The sequence below is a fragment of the Micromonospora sp. NPDC050276 genome (assembly GCF_044459545.1).
Taxonomy (GTDB): domain Bacteria; phylum Actinomycetota; class Actinomycetes; order Mycobacteriales; family Micromonosporaceae; genus Micromonospora.
This window is the reverse complement of the sequence record NZ_JBITJA010000005.1, coordinates 333979-349287: the sequence shown is the minus strand read 5'-3', so window position 1 is coordinate 349287 and position 15309 is coordinate 333979. Positions and strand designations below refer to the sequence as shown.

Below are 15309 nucleotides of genomic sequence, written 5' to 3'. Positions count from 1 at the left end.
CGCCCGCGCCTCCCGCGCCTCCCGCGCCTCCCGCGCCTCCCGCGCCTCCCGCGCCTCCCGCGCCTCCCGCGCCTCCCGCGCCTCCCGCGCCTCCCGCGCCTCCCGCGTCCCGCGCCGATCTTGCAGTTTTTGTTGTCGTTTCGTCCTGTTATGCCGTTTATGCGAGGACAGAAAGTGCAAGATCGTGGGGGCAGGGCAGGGCAGGGCAGGGCAGGGCAGGGCAGGGCAGGGCAGGGCAGGGCAGGGCAGGGCAGGGCAGGGCAGGGCAGGGGTGGATTAGCGGCGGCGGTTGCGGTTTACCAGGGCTTGGTTTAGGCGGCTCAGCAGGGTTGCCAGGGTGGAGCGGTCCTCGGGGCTCCAGTCGGCCAGCATGTCGCCGTAGAGCCGGGTGCGGGCGGCCTGCACGGCGGCCATCCGCTGGAGGCCGGCCGGGGTGGGGGAGATGACCGTGCCGCGGCCGTCGGTCGGGTCCGGGGCGCGGGTGATCAGGCCGTCCCGCTGGAGCGCGGACACCTGCCGGGTGACGGTCGAGCCGTCCAGGTTGAGCCGGGCGGCGAGCGCCGAGACGTTCTGCGGGCCGGCGTCGGCCAGGTGGCGCAGGATGACGTACGCCGCGCGGTCGAGCACCCGGTGCTCGGCGGTGCCGGTAGCCCGCCGGGTGGCCTCGCCGAAGCGCATCAGCAGGGCCACCTCGGTCTCGATCCGGCCGAGGGTGCTCTCGTCTTGGTCGTCGCTCATAGCTGTATGATACAGAATAAGTACCTGTAAGATACAGCTATATGAGGAGTCGGAGTGGATCGGCGTTCCGAACCGAACCGCAGTGCCATCTACGCCACCACGCTGGTGGCCTTCCTCGCCATCGCCGGCATCGCCGTCGTCGACCCGATCCTGCCGGCCATCGGCGAGGCGATCGGTGTCACCGCATGGCAGGTCGAACTGCTGTTCACCGCGTACATCGCGGTCATGGCCCTCGGCATGATCCCGGCGACGCTGGCCAGCGGCCGGTTCGGCTTCAAGCCGGTGCTCATCACCGGCGTCTCCGTGGTCGGCCTCGCCGCGATCCTCGCCTCGTTCAGCGACAACATCGTGCAGCTGTCCGTGCTGCGCGGCGTCTGGGGGCTCGGCAACGCGATGTTCTTCGCCACCGCCATGGTGGTGCTGGTCAACCTCGCCGTCGACCGGGAATGGGTGGTCGGCCTCTTCGAGACCGCCCTGGGCCTCGGCTTCGCCGTCGGCCCGCTGATCGGTGGCCTGCTCGGCGAGGTCACCTGGCGGCTGCCGTTCTTCGTCTGCGGTGTCTTCATGGTCCTCGCCCTCGGCGTGGCCTCCCGCAAACTCCGCGAGCCCACCAACCGGCAGGCCCCGGTACGCGTCGGCCAGATCTTCGCCACCTACCGCCGGCCGGCGTTCATCGCCCTCTGCGTGGTCACCGCCGCGTACAACTTCGTGTTCTTCGTGGTGCTCGGCTACACGCCGCTCTTCCTCGGCCTGGACATCATCCCGCTGGGGCTCGCGTTCACCGGCTGGGGTCTCGGCCTGGCCACCGGCATCCTGGTGATCGGTCACCGGCTGGCCCACCGCATCGGCGCGGTGCAGACCGTCGGCGTGGCCATCGCCGGGCTGCTGGTCTGCATGGTCCTCTTCGCCACCTCCACCAGCACCGCCGAGGCGCTCGTGGTGCTGGTGCTCGCCGGGCTCTGCATGGGGCTGGCCAACGCCAACCTCACCGACCTGGCGCTCGGCCTCGGCTCCACCGATCGACGCGTCGCCACCGGCGCGTTCAACCTGGTCCGCTGGGGCGCCGCCGCGCCGGCACCGATCATCTCCGGCAAGCTCGCCGAGCAGTCGCTGTCGCTGCCGTTCTGGGTCGGCTTCGGGGTGCTCGCCGTCGGCGTGCTCGTCTACCTGGCCTTCGCGCACGTGATGGCCGCCGGCTACGGCGAGCGGGTGCTCTGGTCCCGCTGGAACCGCAGCGCCGCGAGTGCCGAAAACGCTGCCGAGGAGCCGGTAGGCGAGGCATACTGACGCCGGTTCGCTTTCAAGATCCTCGCGGCTTGCCGGGAAATCGCTGCTTCACCGCGCGCTGACGCAGCGGTTTCCCGGCAAGCCGCGAGGATCTTGCGTCGGGCGGCGTCGGGCGGCGTCGGGCGGCGTCGGGCGGCGTCAGTTCAGGGCGCGCCAGAGCAGGTAGAGGCCGATCGTCGTACCGAACACCACGATCACCGTCTTGAGCACCACCGGCGGCAGCCGGCGGACCAGCCGCGCGCCCGCGTACCCCCCAATGAGGGTGGCCGGCGCGACCACCGCGACGGCCGCCCAGTTCAACGGGCCGAACAGGGCGAAAACCACGAGCGTCGTGCAGCCCACCACCGCGGAGAGCAGATTCTTGATGGCGCTCACCCGGGCCAGGGTCGCGTCCAACACCAGCGCCAGCCCGGCCACCAGCATCACCCCGAGCGCCGCACCGAAGTACCCGCCGTACACCGCACCGAGCGCGACCATCGTCTGGACCGTGACCGTCCGCTGGCGTGGCGACATGTCCCGGGGGTGACCGACCAGCCGGCGCAGCGGATCCTGGAAGGCCAGGACCGCGGTCGCGCCGAGGACCAGAAACGGTACGACCAGCTCGAACGCGCGGGCCGGCGTGGCCAGCAGCAGCAACGCCCCGACAATCGTGCCGACAATGGTGGTGGGCACCAGCGTGGCCAGTGCGCGGGGGCGCGGCAGGTCCTGCCGGCTGCCCGCCACGCTGGCCAGATACCCGGGGAATACGGCGACGGAGTTGCTGACGTTCGCCGGCACCGGGGGCAACCCGACCGCGATCATCGCCGGAAAGGTGATCAGCGAACCGCCACCGGCCACCGCGTTGACCGTGCCAGCGGCGAGACCGGCGGCGAGCAGCAGCGCGGCGTGGGAGAGATCCATAGCCCCACGAGGCTAGTACGCGCGCCGAACCCGTCATGAGCTGGCCGGCGAGGCGGAACAGGGCAGCGGTATACCGGTCGTATACTCCGGTCGTGGATACCACGATCAAAGTCGACACAGAGGTACGCGACCGCTTGGCGCTCCTGGCGAACGAACGTGGAACGACCATGCGGGACCTCGTCGCCCAGCTCGCCCAGGCGGCACTCACCGCCGACGAACTGCGCGACCGCGCGGCGCGCGCAGAGCAGTACGTCCGGCTCAATATCGCTTCCGACCTCAGCGCCGACGACCTCACCCGGGGCGAGGACGTCTGGGCGGCCGTCGAAGCTGGCAATGTCCCGGAATCTCTAGCCGAAGATGGCCGGCGGGCGGCGTGAACGAGGCCGCGGTCATCCTCGACCACACGGCGCTGCTCGCGCTCGGTGCCGGCAACCCGGCGCTCTCCGGGCTCGTGGTCACCGCACACAGGGGTGCGGGGCGGCACGTCCAAGTGCCGGCACTCTGCCTTGCCGCGGCCACCTCCGCCCGCCCGGCCCTGGGAGAGCACGTCGGTGCCCTACCAGCGCTGGAGGTCGTCGAGCTGGGCTACGCGACCGCTCTGCTGGTGGGGCGTCTGCTACGTCAAGGTGTGGACTGGCAGCTAGCCCATGCCGCCGCGCTGGGACGTCCCGACGCCGAGTGGCCCACCGGGCGTCCGGTCCTCACCGAGCTGCCGAAGGCGTACGCCGGAACCGGTGTCGTGACGATCAGCGTGAACTGACTGCTCGCTACCCAATGTCCGTCTCCACGGCGCGCTGCCCTGGGCCGGGTCTGTCGAAGGCCCGACTGCGGGGCAGGTCTGCGCGGGCGCCCGCCTGCGGGGCGGCAATAGGCGTGCCGGCGGCGTCGTTAGGATGAGAGCGCGACGGACGAGTCGACCGGGCGGCCGCGTCGGCGGGCTACGGCCTGCCGCCGAGGAACGTCCGGACTCCACAGGGCAGGGTGGTTGTTAACGGCAACCCGGGGCGACCCGCGGGACAGTGCCACAGAAAACAGACCGCCGACCCCAACGGGGACGGTAAGGGTGAAACGGTGGGGTAAGAGCCCACCAGCACCCCGGGTGACCGGGGTGGCTCGGTAAACCCCACCCGGAGCAAGGCCAAGCAAGGGCCGTCACCGCAAGGTGACGACCCGGCGCAGACGCTTGAGGGCTGCCCGCCCGATGTCTGCGGGTAGGCCGCTAGAGCCTGTCGGCAACGGCAGGCCGAGATGGATGGCCGCCGCCGGCGCAAACCCCTTTGGGGTACGCGTCGCGCACAGAATCCGGCGTACAGGTCGACTCGTCCGTCGCCCACCAGCTCAGAGCCTCGATCATGGCTTTGAGCTGGTCGTTTATCTGGTGCCGTTGGTTGACCTTGGTCATCGTTGGGTGGCGTTTGACGGCCTGGCCACGGCCTGGGACGGCCTGGAGACGGCCTGGAGGATCTTGGTTGCGGCCGTGTCGCACGTCGATGGCAGGCTGTATGCCGTGCGGATGACCGATGACGACGGGCGCGTGTTGAACGCCGAATTCGTGGTGGAGGCGGACGGCCAGGGACTGGCGGTCGTTCTGGAGAGCGCGGGCGGGCAGAGCGCCGTGGGGCTGGCGCGCAACTCCGACTACACCCTGACCCTGGAACTGCTCCTCACGCGGCTGCGGTCGCGTGGCGCGGTGCTCGTTGATGCCCTGGTCGACTCCAAACGGACCACCCACCTAGCCGAGGCTGACCGGCGCGTGCTGGACGGGCGGGTGTCCTTGGTGGCTGTTGACGACCTGGCCGCGCTGCGACTCCAGCTGACGAGCAGGCAGGGTCGGATCGGCCAGTCGCCGGACGCGCCCAAGGCGGGCAACAACCGCAAGAGGTTGCGCCTGCGGCTCCAGGTGCCCGGGTACGGCGCGGATGACGCCCATCGGCTGTCTGCCGACCTTGCCGGTAGCTCGTCCGTTCCGCTGACTCCCCGCGGTCGATCATCCACGGTGCCACCGCAGCCTCGCCGTTCCGCCGAGTCGGGCGCGGTACGACTCAACGAGTGGTGGCGCGATGATCCGGCGGAGTGCTACTGGCTGGAGATCACCGACCGGGATGACCTTGGGGCCAACGTCCAAGCGCTTCAACGGGACGGCAGCGGGCGCGAGAACTGGTCGTATGCCCTGGTGACTGCTCTTCGGCCGGGCGATGTAGTGCTGCACTGGCACAAAACGCAGCGTCAGATGCCGGGGATCGTCGGCTACTCCTTCGCCGCGGAGGGGCCGTTCGAGGACGAGCTGGTGTGGCAGGCCCGTGGCACGTACGGGCAGGCGCGGCCCACCGTAGAAGCTCCTCAACCGTCTTGGCGTTACGAGCTGGCCGACTACACCGCTCTGCCGACGCCGGTCGACCAGCTGGCCTTTCAGCGGTCGGAGACAGCGCTTCGAGAGATCAAGCAGATGCTGGAAGCAGTGCACTCCGGGCCGCTCTACTTCCCGTTCGCCTTCTACGACAGCCGGCCGGCTCGGGTGATGCAGGCGTACCTGGTGAAATTCCCTGCGGCCATCCTGGACGCGGTGCCGGAGCTGGCGGGGCTTCCGCGGCGTCGTGTACCGCAGGAGCCGGCTCCCGCTAGCGGCACTGGCAGGCGTCGGGCGCGGCGGGCGAGCGGTTCGGGGTACATCGCCGATCCATTGCTTCGTCGTGCGCTGGAGCGGCATGCAGTGCGAAAGGCGAGTGCCCTGTACAAGGGGTGGACTATCGACGACGTGGGGGACCGAGAGTCGTACGACCTCCGAGTCACCAGGGACGCCGAGGAGATCCATGTTGAGGTGAAGGGCTCCTCGGGCACCGCGGACGCTGTAGAGCTGACCCGTAACGAGGTGCGGCACGCGCATGGCGCTGTGACACATCTGGTCGTCGTGGATCAGATCCAGTGGTCACGCTTGCCGACCGGTGAGATCACGACGACCGGCGGGAGAGTGCGACGCTGGGGAGCTTGGACGCCTGAGGGTGCGGACCTGGAGCCCACGCGCTACCGGTACCGGCTGCCGGACTCGGGTGCGGAGCTGGTGATCTGACCGGCCGAGCATCGCGGCTGCGTGGCATTAACCAGGTGGCAAGCCAGTCCTGCTCTTGGACTGGCGCGGCAGTCGGAAGCCCGGCCATGCGTCATAGGCCGACCTGCCCGGCTTCCGTCACGCCTTGCTGGGCTCGCTTGTAATCGTTGGGGGCGGTGTCCCGGCGGCCGTCGGTGGCTCACCGCCCCGGCGCCGTAGGCGGCCGGGGCGGGTTGCCGCCGGCCGGGCTTGCCGCCCAGCACCGCGCGGAGCGCGGTGTCTTGATCCAAAACAGAGGAATTCAGCAGCAACGACGATCACCCGACTGACGATCACCCGACGATCGGTGTTGGGCGGGCATAGCGACCTGCAAGTCGATTACAGGCTCCGTGCGCTCGAGCGCACCTTCGACCTCGGAGAACGGCATGTAGTCCCCCGTCGTTAGCCCTCGACGTTCGAATTGCTGTCAACAGCAACGTGCCACCGGCGTCCAGAGGCCGCGCAGAGCTGGGTATCATCGTCAACATGACCGGGGCTCAAACCAACACGGGCACTGGCGGGGAAGAGGACTTCGACCTATCCCCGCAAGAAGTTGCAGAACTCACCGAGGCCGAGGCTGAAGCGGAGGCAATCTCTTACTCCGGCACCGACTTTGATGCCGAAGGCTTGGTTCGCAGACTTGACCGTGGCGATATCGTGATTCCTAGTTTCGGCCATGGCGATACAACGTTAGAGACGGCGGGATTTCAGCGAGGTTTCGTTTGGCGCCGCCCTCAGATGGATCGCTTCATCGAGTCCCTTCTTCTCGGTTATCCCATCCCCGGGATCATGCTGGTCCAGCAGGCCGACAAGCGCTACTTGGTCCTTGATGGGCAGCAGCGATTGCGCACCCTTACTCACTTCTACAGCGGGATCTACCAGGGGAAAGAGTTTGCGCTCCAGAATGTAGCGGATGAGTTCAAAGATTTGACTTACCGCACTTTGAACCCGGAGCAGAAGCGCCAATTGGACAATACCTTCATTCAGGCAACGATTGTCCGCACTGACAGTACGCCCCAATCCCTCGAAGCCGTCTATCAGGTGTTCGAGCGCCTGAACTCTGGCGGTACACAGCTGACTCCACACGAGATCCGAATTGCGCTCTATCCAGGCCGTCTAGTGGATTTCCTTTCTGAGTTGAACAGTGAACCAAATTGGCGCTCTCTGTACGGGGCTAAGTCGCCTAGACTGAGGGACCAGGAGCTTTTGCTCAGAATATTGGCCATGTTTATTAGTGCCAACGACTATGAGCGGCCATTGAAAAAGTTCCTCAACAAGTTCCTAGGTGAACACCGGAATTTGCAAGGATTGGATGCTGTAAAGCTAAAGAGGTTGTTCGTGGGGGCGGCGGGTCTTCTGCTTGAAGCGCGGGGCCGGTCTGCGATCAGGTATCAAAGCACCCAGGTGAATACTGCGCTGACGGAGGCGCTTTTCGTTGGCCTTATGAGACGACTCGAGAAAGATCCTGAGTTGTCGAGTGTTGCTGTGGCGGCCGCACTTGATGCGCTAAGCATAAGGCGAGACATGGCAGGTGCTATTTCTGGAGGCACCGCGACTGAGGATTACGTACGTACACGAATCTCCCTTGCGACGGAGGCGTTTGCGGTTGGATCGCATTGATGGCGAAGGCGAACCACTGGCCGCCAAGGAATTTGTACGGCTTGAAGCTGCAGCTGGATGCGCTAGCGGATGCGGTTGGCGAGCGGCCGAGGCATCGGACGGATGACGAACAGGTCTGGCTCACTCGATTTCTGGTAGTTCGTACTTGCGGCTATCTAGAGCAAGTAGTTTACGAGGCTGCCCGTGAGCATGTGCGGCAAAAGTCCGGCGGGCGAGTGCGAACGCTCGCGTTGTCGTGGATCGAAAGAACCCGAAATCCTACGCCGGAGAATCTTCTGGACTTAATATCCCGCTTTGGAGATGATTTCTTTAACGAGCTAGAGAGCATCCTCGATGAGGATGACAAGCGTCTTCGCCGGGAACTCAAGCTGCTGGTCGACCGTCGAAACAAGATCGCTCACGGTCTTAACGAGGGTATGACTCAGACGAAGGCTCTATCGCTTAAGCGGGACGTCGAGGCAATCGCGGATTGGGTGCTGGCTAACCTGAAGCCGAACTGACTGAGCCAATTCTGATCCCATTGCTTGTGGCTCACCATGTCGGTCCTGGAGTGGCCTAGATTGTGGCTGTTGACCCCAGCCCAGCCAAGGTGCGACGTTGCCTCCGGCCGGCTCGTGAGACGCCACGCAGCATCCGGCTAGGCTTCCAGGTGCCCGCGTGTCGAGGTATGGCGAATGCGGCAAATTCAGGGTTGGTTGCAGGGGGTGCCGAAGGGGCGCGCCCTACTGTCCCGGGCGGTGCAGCCAATAGCTTCTGACGACCGATTCGACGACTCCATCGCGGCGGTTGACGCGCTGATGTCCGATCAGGGTTGCGCCGGCTTCAACCCCGAAGAGTGCTGCGAGTTCTGGGTCAGCGGCGATCTCGTGCTCCTGGGCCTCTGTGTCGGGGCTCTGTTCTGAGCTGCTCCATGGGGGTTGCGGCCTAGCGGAGGTGCCACGGCCGTGCTCGGTGGTGACCAAGCCGTCCTCTCGTAGGACGGCTATGGCCTGACGAATAGTGCCCCGACTCGCCCGGAATTCGGTGGTGAGGGCGCTCTCGGTCGGCAGAAGCGCACCCGGCGGGATGGTGCCGCTCTCGATGCGGTCTCTGAGTTGATCCGCGATGACGCGGTAACGGGGCTGTCCGTAGTGCGGGGTGGGCACCCGGTCACCGTACCTGGCACTTGTCTTATCAAGTGTCAACCTGGGAGCACGTTTCCATGTCTAGACAACTCATCCACTTGTAGGTACGTTTCCGGTGTGCGGTCAGGATGACGGCTCGTATCAGGGGTGGTGTCGCGCTGCTCCTGGTCGCACGTGACGCGCGGCGTCCTGTCGGACCGGTTGCGGTAGCTGCGCGTACGAGTTGGCTCGGCGATACCCGACCCGTCTGCGTCGGACGGTGCGCCGTGCCCTCATCCGGACCGGTGGCCGGCTGCGTTCTCGCGTGGCTGATCAACCGGTCGCGGCCTACCCGTGGAGGTGCGATGTCTGGCTCTGATCGTCGGCGGCGTTGGTTCTCGATCTGGAGGTCACGCAGGCGACTGCCGTCCAGTCCTGGTGGAAACTCCGTCTCGGCGGACCGCTGTACGCGGCCCTGCACGACGCCCGCGCGTTCGTGGGCCGGCGGACCGACCCGGAAACTGCCGGTGCTGAGGGCTGCGCCGCTGATGACACCGGCCCGGATCTATCGGGGCAACGGGCGGTGGATGCGGTGAGCAGCGCGGGCAAGCTGACCAGCAGCAGCCACCCGGCATGGTGTGCACCCGACCGGTGCGGCCATCTGGTGCCGCCGCTGATGGCCCACATGCCGCGCCGTCATCGTGGCCCGATGCATCGCCTGGGCGACAGTCGGCAGAGCGGCCAGGTCGTCACGTACCTCGTCGGCTCTGACGCTCGCGTGCCTCTCGTCGCGGTGCACGTGACGAGCCGGGGCGGGATCGCCTGGGTGGAGCTGCCCCTCTCGCAGGCTGCCCAACTGGTCGAGCGGCTTCGCTCCCTGTTGGTGCAGGCGAGCACTCGCACGGAGGCTACCGATGACTGAGCATGAGGCCACGACCGATCGCGGGTCGACTCCGTCCATGAATCCTGCCGACTGCCCGAGCTGGTGCCGGGGCTGCGGCCCGAACGATCCGATGCATCGGGGACTGTTGCGGACCATCGGCCGCGAGCGGACCGGCTGGATCAGCGTGCAACTGGTGGCAGGCCGGTTCCTTCGCCGCGACCTGGCCGTGAAGCTCGACGCCAGCCGCAGCGGTGCCACCGAATCAGTCCTGCTCTCCCGAATTCAGCTCGACCGGCTCATCTACGAGCTGACCTATGCCCGGCTGGTGATGATGACCAAGGGGCAACCTCTGGAGGGGTGCCATGAACACCGCTGACCGGCGGTTCACCGATCGGATGCCCTCGACGAGTGCGCGGCCCACGAAGCGACCAGCGGCGGTCGTACCTCCGGTGCCTGAGCGGCCCGCAGGCGGGACCGCCTGGCAGACGTTGGAACGTCTAGGGGGTACGGTGACCGGTGTGCAAGGCCGGGACTGGCGCCCTCGTTACCTGCAACTCGCAGAAGAGTTGCGGGCCAAGATCGTGGGCGGTGAGCTGGCCCCCGGGACGCTGATGCCGAGTGAGACAGAGCTGGCCGACTCATCCGGTCTGTCCCGCACCAGCGTCCGCAACGCCATCCGGCAGCTCCGCGAATGGGGCCTGGTCCGCGCGGAACAAGGACGCGGCACCTACGTCCGGGCACCACGTCAGCGGGTAAGGCGGCGCAACGCCGAGCGCTACCAGTGGGAGAAGGACCGGGCGCTGCTCGACGAGTCGGAGCGGCTGAAGACCGGGGCCACCGAGCACGACACCGGCCTGACCGTCGATGACCTGAAGTTCCACGCCGAGTACGCCCGCGTGGAAGCGGATTCGGACATGGCGGCGGCCTTGCAGGTCGAGCCGGGTACGCCGTTGCTGCGGCGGGTCTACTGGACCACCTCGCGGCACGAGAACGCGCCGCTGACCATGTCGTACTCCTATCTGCCGTATGACCTGGTAGCCACGAACCCGGACCTGCTCGACGCGGGCAAGGAGCCCTGGCCGGGCGGCACGCAGCACCAGCTTTACACCCTCGGCGTCGAGGTGGACCGGATCGACGACGAGATCCGCGCCCGCCCGCCGTCGCCCGACGAGGCCGAGCTCCTGGACATCGACCCGGGCGTCTCGGTGCTCACCGTCCGCAAGACGTCGATCGATACCAAGGGTCGCGTCGTCGAGGTGGCCGACGTGGTGATGCCGGGGGACCGGACAGAGTTGGTTTACTCCCACAAACTGCAACGGTGGAAAACTTGACGCAGCTCGTCTCGGTCATCACGCCAGTTCACACGCCCAGCATCGAACATCTGACTGGCGCATATGACTCGCTGGTCAAGCAGGAGATGCCGGATGGGTGGGACTGGCAGTGGCTCGTCCAAGAGGACGGGCAGACCGGCGCGCTGAACGGTGTCCTGCCGGACGACCCTCGCATCAGCATCGGCGGTGGTCGTCCCGGCGGGCCGGGTGTTGCCCGTACCTCCGCTCTTTCCCGTGTCGCCGGGCAACACATCAAGGTCCTGGACGCGGACGACCAGCTGACTCCCGGTGCCCTCGCCCGGGACATCGCCGCTTTCGAGGCGCATCCGCACATCGGCTGGACAACTTCCCGCGTCCTGGACCTGATGCCCGACGGATCTACTCTCGGCTGGGACAAGGACCCGGAAGGCGGAACCATCGCCCGCGGTGCTGTCCTGAGCTTCTGGCAGGCCAACGGTTACCGATCCCAGGTGCACCCCGCCACCCTGTGCATCCGCCGGGATCTGCTTCTGGCTCTCGGTGGCTGGATGGCGCTCCCCGCCTCCGAGGACACCGGCCTGCTCCTGGCCGCGAGCGCGATCAGCGACGGCTACTTCACCCGCGAACACGGCCTGCTCTACCGCAAGTGGCCCGGTCAGGTCACCAGCCAGGCAGCGCACCGCGAACCGGTCGAGTACGAGGGCCGCATGAAGATCATCGAGGCTAGGGCCGTTGCGCTCGCCGCCATGCTGCCGGACGGACTGCCGCTCACTCCTGCGGCGTAGCCTCGTGCCCCGGCATCCCATGGGTGCGCCGCCGCTGCTTCATCTCCGCCTCGTAGATGTGCCGCCGCCCGCCGGCTAACCTCTCCCGGGCCTCCCGTTCGATCTCCTGGAACGCGGCGTAGTAACCGTCGTCGAACTCCTCCACGATCTGGAACGTCCATCGCCCCGGCAGCACGTTGCGGCCCAACAGCTCGTGCTCGACTCGGTCGGCCACCTCGTCGTGTCCAGCCTCGCGGAGCAGCTCCACCACCCGATCAAGCGTGAGATCCGCACCGCCGACGAGTTGGTGAGCGGAGTACAAGTGGCCGCGCACGCGGTGGATCGTCTCTAGAGCCTTGCTCAGCTCGCCGAGAGCTTCGACTGTCGCATCGTCCGTACCTGCTGGCCGAGCATGCTCTCGATCTACCGGTCTCTGCTGCTCGGTACCCATTTCGTCAATTTACCCGGGGTTGAGTTCGCAACCCGGATTGGAGGGCGGTGCCCACACCACCAGATGGCGTGGGCACCGCTGGCCGAGCTACTTGCCGCCGCTCTTGTTCTTCGTGGCATCAACCAGTTCGACAGGACCGCCGTTCGGGGTCGGAGGTACCCGGTGCCCCTTTGGGACGGTCACCTCGGGGCCGCCGTTGATCGGCTTGTACTGCCCGCTGTATGGCGCGGGAGTGCCTGGATTGACGATGACGGACTTGCTAGGGCGGGTGGCTTTTCGTGCCACTTCCCCTCCTTCGGTGCAGCACTAGGACTCTCACCGGATACGCAGACGTGAGGCGTCGCCCCTGACGAAATAGGTGCTAACCTCCGGTCCTACTTCCCGGTAGCGCGTAGCCCGGTAGAGCGTCCGAACCCGACACTCTGCCGGGCTTTCGTGTTGAGGAAGTTAAGCACAGACTGTAACGGTCCACAATGGGCAACTGCAGTTGACGATTCGGTAACTGTAGTTGACGCAGGGATTTCGGGCACTAGATGTTGTGCCTGACGTGAATGCAGGTCAAGCCCTAACCTCTGCTTGCTCACTCTGAGTGCATATCGTCCATGGCCGTTCGCCGACCCACACTGGACCCCTTCGCGAAGGTGCGGGAGTTACTTGTTGACTTGTCTGCCAGGTGCCGTCTACCTTCAATCGCAACTTGGCAGACAAGTTAACAAGTTGGAGGTTGAGCGATGGCTCTGCGAGGCGGAACGCGGTTCGCTGTGCGGTTCGAGGACGTGTTCCCGGCTGGGTGCGCGCTGGTGCCCGAGTCCCTGGGTGAGGTCGAGGACTACGACGAGAAGACGGGCCGACGGTCGCCGGCGAAGGACAAGGTGACCGGCCAGCGGGTGTGGCAGGTCCGAGTCATGGATCTCGACCCTGAGCTTGGCAAGCGGTCCCGGGAGACGACGGTGAAAATCTCGGCCGATTACCAGCCGGTGCCGCCGACGGGCGGGCTGTTCGAGGCGGTCGAGTTCGACGGGATGACCGTCACGCCCTACGTGGCGAATAACGGTCGGATGGCGTACTCGCTGCGGGCTACCGGGCTGCGTGCCCCGGCGGGCGTCAACCAGAAGGCGTCGGCGTAGCCGGTTCTGGTCAGGGCGGGGCTGTCAGGTCTTGGCGGACGGCAGCCCCGCCCCGGTGTCTCTTCCCCCTGCTCTGTCGAGAGAGGTGCAGACGTGTCCAAGGGTAGGCGTCGGGCTGGCCGCGGCTGGCCCCGGTGCGGTGTGTGTCAGGCCCGGTTCAACCCGGCTGGTGGTGCCAAGTGAACGGGCGGCCTCGGGGTGAGGTGTTGTCGACCTCGGCCGGGGATCTGCTGGTGATCCGGCCGAAGAAGCTCAAACTGCCGTTCTGGATGGTGCTGCTCGGCCTGCTGCTGAGGTGGTCCGGGCGGGTCCTCTGGTGGTGCCTGCGGCACCCGGTGGCCACGGCCTCGGCGGTGCTGGCGCTCTGGCTCTACCGGGAGTTTGGCTGGTCCGGCCTGGTGGTGCCGCTCGTGCTGGCGGCTTCAGCTTCGGCGGTCTGGCGTTGGCGCGACGAGTCGTCCTGGTGGACCTGGCTGGCGGGTCCGCTGCTCGGCTCATGGCGGCGAGTGTTCGTCTACCGGCGGGCGTGGCGGGAAGCCATGACCCTCTGTGGGCTCACCGAGATGTATGACCACCAGCCGATCCTGCCCGAGCTGCTGCGGGTGCGTTCGGATCAGGCGCTCGACGTGCTGACCGTCCGCATGGTCCGGGGGCAGACGCCGGAGCAGTTCCAGGCGGTCAGCGCCAACCTGGCGTACGCGTTCGGCCGGCGACACGCGCGGATCTACTCCGAGCGTCCGGGCGACCCTCCGACCCGGACCGGCCGGACTGCCTGGCTGCTGCGGCTCGTGGACCGGGTCCGGTATCGGGATCGTCCGACGCTGGTATACCTGGCGCTCGTCCGTACCGATGCGCTGCGGACTGTGGTCCCGCCGTTCGCTGTGCCGGCGGTGCCGGACTTCACCGCCCTACCGCTGGCGCGGCGGGAAGACCTGCGTACCTGGTCGCTGCACCTGCTCTCCACGCATGTCCTGGTGGGCGGCGCGACCCGGTCCGGCAAGGGTTCGGTGCTGTGGTCACTGGTCCGGGTGCTCGGTGGTGGCATCGCCTCCGGTCTCGTCCGGCTGTGGGTGATCGACCCCAAGGGCGGGATGGAGTTCGCGCTCGGCCGACCGATGTTCGCCCGGTTCGCCGGCAGGTCGTTCGAGGCCATGGCCGATTTGCTCGACGAAGCGGTGGAGGTGCTGCGGGAGCGGCAGACTCGGCTTGCCGGCCGGGTTCGCGTCCACACCTCGACCGAGGCTGACCCCCTGGTCGTGGTCGTCATCGACGAGATGGCCGCGCTGACCGCGTACCTGCAAGACGTCGAGCTGCGCAAGCGCATCGCGTCATCGTTGGGGCTGCTGCTGTCCCAGGGTGCCGGCGTTGGCGTCCTGGTGGTGGCCGCGTTGCAGGACCCGCGTAAGGACGTACTGCCGTTCCGGGATCTCTTCCCGACCCGGATCGCGCTGGGCCTGACCGAGGCGTCACAGGTCGACATGGTTCTTGGCGACGGTGCCCGCAAGCGGGGCGCGCTCGCGGACCAGATGCCCCGGTGGGCGAAGGGCGTCGGGTACGTGATCCTCGACGGCACCCCCGACCCGATGCGGGTCCGGTTCTCGTACGTCAGCGACGACGACATCCGCGACATGGCCCGGCAGTATCCGGCTCCGGCCGACGCGTCGGACATCCTCGCCCAGGTCGGCCGGGAGACCGCCGCCGAACCGGTCCGGTTGCCGCTGCCTCGTAAGCCGTCCGGGCCGTTGCTCCCCGAATCCCTGCGCAACCTGCTCGACCGGGACGCCGGGGGTGATGCCCGATGACCGGTCGCCGCTTCTACCGGCTGCGTACCCCCGAACCGGTCACCGCCGTCTCCGTCCGCGTCGACCCGGAGCGGCCCGACCCGTACCCCGTCTATTTGGCGGTCGGTGCCGGCCAGCGACGGATGGCCCTGACCCCCGACGAGGCGTGGGCGCTGTGGCGCTGCCTCTCCGAAGCGGTCGCCGCGCTCGGCACCCCACCTGACTACATCCGCACCGACATTCGACCGGCCCGGAGGTAA

The 15309-nt window shown here is 67.2% G+C and carries 17 protein-coding genes, 1 other RNA gene and 1 pseudogene; 15 read left to right on the top strand and 4 right to left on the bottom strand.

All coding sequences use genetic code 11. The features are described from left to right. Positions 1–276: 276 nt before the first annotated feature. On the bottom strand, positions 277–738 hold the full coding sequence (locus ACIBF8_RS13000) for a MarR family winged helix-turn-helix transcriptional regulator (protein ID WP_396782877.1): 462 nt from the start codon (positions 736–738) through the stop codon (positions 277–279). A 54-nt stretch (positions 739–792) separates the two neighbouring features. Between ACIBF8_RS13000 and ACIBF8_RS12995 the strand changes: the two genes are divergently transcribed. After that, the gene (locus ACIBF8_RS12995) at positions 793–2025 is read left to right on the top strand and encodes an MFS transporter (protein WP_396782876.1); all 1233 of its coding nucleotides are present in this window, start codon (positions 793–795) and stop codon (positions 2023–2025) included. A 138-nt stretch (positions 2026–2163) separates the two neighbouring features. On the opposite strand, the gene ACIBF8_RS12990 is transcribed toward ACIBF8_RS12995, so the two are convergent. Beyond that, the gene (locus tag ACIBF8_RS12990) at positions 2164–2925 is read right to left on the bottom strand and encodes a sulfite exporter TauE/SafE family protein (protein ID WP_396782875.1); all 762 of its coding nucleotides are present in this window, start codon (positions 2923–2925) and stop codon (positions 2164–2166) included. A 92-nt stretch (positions 2926–3017) separates the two neighbouring features. On the opposite strand from ACIBF8_RS12990, the gene ACIBF8_RS12985 reads away from it, so the two are divergent. The 7 genes from ACIBF8_RS12985 (at position 3018) to ACIBF8_RS12955 (ending at position 8532) form a co-directional block, all read left to right on the top strand. Continuing rightward, on the top strand, positions 3018–3302 hold the full coding sequence (locus ACIBF8_RS12985; RefSeq protein WP_396782874.1) for a hypothetical protein: 285 nt from the start codon (positions 3018–3020) through the stop codon (positions 3300–3302). Continuing rightward, positions 3299–3685 (top strand): hypothetical protein, encoded by a 387-nt coding sequence (locus tag ACIBF8_RS12980; RefSeq protein ID WP_396782873.1) that lies wholly within the window; start codon positions 3299–3301, stop codon positions 3683–3685. Before ACIBF8_RS12985 ends, ACIBF8_RS12980 begins: the two co-directional genes overlap by 4 nt. Positions 3686–3834: 149 nt before the next feature. Further along, positions 3835–4251, top strand: an RNA gene (rnpB, locus tag ACIBF8_RS12975) — RNase P RNA component class A. A gap of 82 nt (positions 4252–4333) precedes the next feature. Further along, positions 4334–5992 (top strand): protein NO VEIN domain-containing protein, encoded by a 1659-nt coding sequence (locus tag ACIBF8_RS12970; protein ID WP_396782872.1) that lies wholly within the window; start codon positions 4334–4336, stop codon positions 5990–5992. Between the two features lie 504 nt (positions 5993–6496). Then, positions 6497–7630: a DUF262 domain-containing protein gene (locus ACIBF8_RS12965; RefSeq protein WP_396782870.1), complete on the top strand. Its 1134-nt coding sequence runs from the start codon at positions 6497–6499 to the stop codon at positions 7628–7630. Then, positions 7630–8130: a HEPN domain-containing protein gene (locus tag ACIBF8_RS12960; RefSeq protein ID WP_396782869.1), complete on the top strand. Its 501-nt coding sequence runs from the start codon at positions 7630–7632 to the stop codon at positions 8128–8130. Before ACIBF8_RS12965 ends, ACIBF8_RS12960 begins: the two co-directional genes overlap by 1 nt. A gap of 174 nt (positions 8131–8304) precedes the next feature. Further along, positions 8305–8532 (top strand): hypothetical protein, encoded by a 228-nt coding sequence (locus ACIBF8_RS12955; RefSeq protein ID WP_396783139.1) that lies wholly within the window; start codon positions 8305–8307, stop codon positions 8530–8532. Between the two features lie 42 nt (positions 8533–8574). Here the strand turns inward: ACIBF8_RS12955 and ACIBF8_RS12950 are convergent. Then, positions 8575–8775: pseudogene (locus ACIBF8_RS12950) on the bottom strand (GntR family transcriptional regulator); the annotation flags it as partial. Between the two features lie 349 nt (positions 8776–9124). Here ACIBF8_RS12950 and ACIBF8_RS12945 point away from each other — a divergent pair. From ACIBF8_RS12945 to ACIBF8_RS12930, 4 genes are all read left to right on the top strand, one after another. Further along, positions 9125–9655, top strand: a complete 531-nt coding sequence (locus ACIBF8_RS12945; protein WP_396782867.1) for a hypothetical protein — start codon at positions 9125–9127, stop codon at positions 9653–9655. Positions 9656–9761: 106 nt separating this feature from the next. After that, entirely contained in the window at positions 9762–9992 is a 231-nt protein-coding gene (locus tag ACIBF8_RS12940; RefSeq protein WP_396782866.1) for a precorrin-4 C11-methyltransferase, read from the top strand. 133 nt (positions 9993–10125) lie between these two features. Continuing rightward, positions 10126–10947 carry a GntR family transcriptional regulator gene (locus tag ACIBF8_RS12935; RefSeq protein WP_396782865.1) on the top strand — a complete coding sequence of 274 codons (822 nt, stop codon included), beginning with the start codon at positions 10126–10128 and terminating at the stop codon, positions 10945–10947. Further along, positions 10935–11711, top strand: a complete 777-nt coding sequence (locus ACIBF8_RS12930; RefSeq protein ID WP_396782863.1) for a glycosyltransferase family 2 protein — start codon at positions 10935–10937, stop codon at positions 11709–11711. The genes ACIBF8_RS12935 and ACIBF8_RS12930 overlap by 13 nt, the downstream gene beginning before the upstream one ends. On the opposite strand, the gene ACIBF8_RS12925 is transcribed toward ACIBF8_RS12930, so the two are convergent. Continuing rightward, positions 11695–12141 (bottom strand): hypothetical protein, encoded by a 447-nt coding sequence (locus ACIBF8_RS12925; protein ID WP_396782861.1) that lies wholly within the window; start codon positions 12139–12141, stop codon positions 11695–11697. The two genes, ACIBF8_RS12930 and ACIBF8_RS12925, sit on opposite strands and share 17 nt — an antisense overlap. Positions 12142–12872: 731 nt before the next feature. On the opposite strand from ACIBF8_RS12925, the gene ACIBF8_RS12920 reads away from it, so the two are divergent. The 3 genes from ACIBF8_RS12920 to ACIBF8_RS12910 all read left to right on the top strand — a co-directional run bounded on the left by ACIBF8_RS12920 (position 12873) and on the right by ACIBF8_RS12910 (position 15309). Continuing rightward, on the top strand, positions 12873–13268 hold the full coding sequence (locus tag ACIBF8_RS12920; RefSeq protein ID WP_238661241.1) for a transcriptional regulator: 396 nt from the start codon (positions 12873–12875) through the stop codon (positions 13266–13268). 269 nt (positions 13269–13537) lie between these two features. Next, positions 13538–15070 carry an FtsK/SpoIIIE domain-containing protein gene (locus ACIBF8_RS12915; protein ID WP_396783112.1) on the top strand — a complete coding sequence of 511 codons (1533 nt, stop codon included), beginning with the start codon at positions 13538–13540 and terminating at the stop codon, positions 15068–15070. Further along, positions 15067–15309, top strand: coding sequence for a hypothetical protein (locus ACIBF8_RS12910; protein ID WP_357393479.1), 243 nt, complete (start codon positions 15067–15069; stop codon positions 15307–15309). Before ACIBF8_RS12915 ends, ACIBF8_RS12910 begins: the two co-directional genes overlap by 4 nt.